Consider the following 3,584-nt stretch of genomic DNA (forward strand, 5'->3'; position numbering starts at 1 on the left):
ACGCTGCTGAGACGGCTCAGCTAGCGTTGCATTCGATGCTGGCAATCTTGTTACCGGTATCACGGAAAGCACTTTACGTAACCCAGATATTAAATCCCGCAATTGTTAACCCTCCCGCTTCAACCACACTATTGTTCCCGATTATAAAACCCGTACCTTAACGACACCTGGGGACATCAATGACAACGAAAGTTACCCGTAAAGAAAAGATCAGTTATGGCCTTGGGGATATGGCTAGCCATGTTGGTTTGGATAATGTGATTATTTTTCTCACGTTTTACTATACCGATGTAGTGGGTCTACCGGCCGCATTCGTCGGAACCATGTTTCTGCTTGCCCGCACCGCCGATGCCATTATCGACCCCGCGATGGGCTATATGGCCGACCGTACCCGTTCCCGCTGGGGAAAATTTCGCCCATGGATGCTGTGGCTGGCCCTCCCCTTTGGCCTGAGCTGCCTCCTGACCTATGCCGTTCCGCAATCGCTGGATATGACCGGTAAAATGATTTTTGCCAGCGTTAGCTACACCTTCATGATGCTGATGTATACCGCCATCAATATTCCTTACTGCTCGATGGGCGCGGTAATTACTCCTGATAACGACGAGCGCATCTCCCTACAGTCCTGGCGCTTCTTTCTTGCCACGCTGGGTGGCGCCATGTCGACATTTTTCATGATGCCGCTGGCGGAGTACCTGGGCGGAGCGGATAAGCTGGCAGGCTATCGCTGGGCAATGGCGATTATGGCCAGCGCGGCAGTGATCATGTTCTGGATCTGCTTTGCCAATACCCGCGAACGTATTAAAGCGCCCGCCACTCACAACAATTACCTGGCCGAACTACGGGATCTGCTGCGTAACGATCAATGGCGGGTCGTCGCGGTGCTCGTGATAACCAACATCGGCTTTGGCGTCATCCGCCTCGGGGCGATGATGTACTTCGTTACCTATTACCTCGGCAGCGCCAGCTATTTCATGTGGATGCTCGCCGCGCATATTCTTGGCAAAGCCGCCGGTAGCCTGCTGGCCAAGCGTCTGACCCGCAACTTCAATAAAGTTCAGATGTTCGGCTACTGTGCGGTACTGGCCGGTGTGCTCAGCATCGCCCTGTTCTTTGCACCGAAATCCGTTTTCGTCCTGGTTCCGCTAACGTTTATCGTCTCGACGCTCTATCAGGCGACCACCACGCTGATGTGGGTAATGATGGCCGACGTTGCCGACTACGGCGAATGGCGTCAGGGCAAACGTATGGATGGCATTATTTTCTCCACCTTCCTCGCCGTCCTCAAACTGGGAATGGCGCTCAGCGGTGCCATTGTCGGCTGGACCCTGGCCTTTAGCGGCTACGTCGCCAACGCGCCGGAACAGACGTCGCTGGCCATGCACAGCATCGTCGCTCTCTTCACCATCGTCCCCGGACTGCTCTCTCTGGCGGCCTTCGCCACGCTGCGCTGGTACAAGCTTGATGACCAGACCATGCAGGAAATCAATTTGGCTAAAATGCAATCTTTTGTGAAAGGATGACCTCTCCATGAGCGAATTAATTGAGCACGCTAACGCCATCGAATGGCGCTTCGAACGACAGATTTTACGTCTGGAGCCCTGGGGCAAGAATAGCCTGCGGGTACGCGCCACCTGCGCGCCGGAGTTTACTTCCGAGCCTCACGCTCTGCTGACGCCAGACGCATGCCAGGCCGACATTTTGCGGGATGCTGAAACCCTGACTCTGCGCAACGGCAACATCAGCGCGGTATTGAACCTTAAGGGCCAGCTGGCATTTTACAATCAGCACGGCGATCTACTGCTGGAAGAGATGTGGCGACAGCGTTCTACGGTTGGCATCGGTGCCAGTGAAAAAAGCCAGGACAAATACGTCAGCGCCCTGAAGCTGGATGGACGAGAATTTAAACCGCTGCCCGGCGGTAAATATCAGCTAACAGTACGTTTTGAAGCCCGCAACGGAGAAAGGTTGTATGGCATGGGGCAGTATCAGCAGCCCTGGCTGGATCTAAAAGGCTGCTCTCTGGAGCTGGCGCAGCGTAACTCGCAGGCCAGCGTGCCGTTTGTCCAATCCAGCCTCGGCTATGGCCTGCTATGGAACAATCCGGCCATTGGCGAGGCTAGCTTTGCGAAAAACCACAGCCAATGGACCGCCCGCGTTACCCAGGAGATGGACTATTGGATAACCGCTGGTGATACCGTGATGGAGATGACCCGCCAGTATGCTAAAGCCACCGGTACACCGCCCGCCGCGCCGGAATTTATCAGCGGCCTGTGGCAGTGTAAATTGCGCTACCGCACCCAGCAGGAGGTGTTGGACGTCGCTCGCGAATATCACCGCCGCAACCTGCCGCTGTCAGTGATGGTTATCGATTTCTTCCACTGGCCGAATCAGGGAACCTGGTGTTTCGATCCTACCGACTGGCCGGATCCGCGGGCGATGGTAGAAGAGCTGGAATCAATGGGCATCAGGCTAATGGTTTCGGTCTGGCCGACCGTGGAAGCGCGTAGCCCGCTATTTCCGCAGATGAAAGCCAAAGGCTGGCTGGTGACCAGCGATCGCGGCGTGCAGATCAACCTCGATTTTATGGGCAACACGACCTTCTTTGACGCCACCCACCCGCAGGCGCGGCAGTTTGTCTGGGATACGGTGAAGAAAAACTATTTTGACTACGGGATCAAGCTGTTCTGGCTGGATGAAGCCGAGCCGGAGTATCGTGCCTATGACTTCGATAACTATCGCTACCATGCTGGACCGGTACTGGAAGTGGGCAATCGCTATCCGCGCGATTTCGCTCAGGGCTTCTACGATGGCCTGCGTGCAGAGGGCGAAAAGGAGATCGTCAACCTGGTGCGCTGTAGCTGGGCAGGCAGCCAACGCTATGGCGTACTCGCGTGGTCCGGGGACGTTCACTCCTCTTTCCATTCGTTCCGCAATCAGCTGGCTGCCGGGCTTAACATGGGACTGGCAGGCATTCCATGGTGGACTACCGATATCGGCGGTTTCCAGGGCGGCAACATCCACGATCCAGCCTTTCACGAGCTGCTGATCCGCTGGTTCCAGTGGGCGGTATTCTGTCCGGTCCTGCGTATGCACGGCTATCGCGAGCCGCGGATCCAACCACCGGAAAGCTATCGCCACGGTATTCCGCAATGCGATAGCGGTTCACCCAACGAGCTGTGGAGCTACGGTGAGGAGAACTTCGCCATCATGCAGCGCTGGCTGGGCGTCCGCGAAGCGCTACGCCCCTATATTGATGAACTCTACGCCAATGCACATCACCACGGCGATCCGCTCATGCGTCCGCTCTTCTGGCACTATCCCGACGAGGCACAAAGCTGGCAGGTGGAAGACCAATATCTGTTTGGCCGTGATCTACTGGTCGCTCCGGTTATGCACGCCGGTCAACGTCAGCGCGATGTTTGGCTACCGGGCGGCCACCAGTGGGTCAATTTACAGGGAGAGTGCTATCAGGGCGGGCAGCGTATTTCGGTTCCTGCCGAACTGGAGACGATCCCGCTCTTTATTCGGGAAGGCAGCCCGCTGATTTCGCTGCTGGTAAAGTAAATCAAGCAGGAGCCTGA

Annotated in this window: 2 protein-coding genes; both read left to right on the forward strand. The window is 56.2% G+C overall.

Annotated elements, in window-relative coordinates:
- Positions 1–179 precede the first annotated feature (179 nt).
- Entirely contained in the window at positions 180–1,523 is a 1,344-nt protein-coding gene (locus FN633_RS16755; RefSeq protein ID WP_154058505.1) for a glycoside-pentoside-hexuronide (GPH):cation symporter, read from the forward strand.
- Positions 1,524–1,530: 7 nt separating this feature from the next.
- Positions 1,531–3,567, forward strand: a complete 2,037-nt coding sequence (locus tag FN633_RS16760; RefSeq protein ID WP_154058506.1) for a glycoside hydrolase family 31 protein — start codon at positions 1,531–1,533, stop codon at positions 3,565–3,567.
- Positions 3,568–3,584 lie beyond the last annotated feature (17 nt).

Source organism: Pseudescherichia vulneris (assembly GCF_902164725.1).
Taxonomy (GTDB): domain Bacteria; phylum Pseudomonadota; class Gammaproteobacteria; order Enterobacterales; family Enterobacteriaceae; genus Pseudescherichia; species Pseudescherichia vulneris.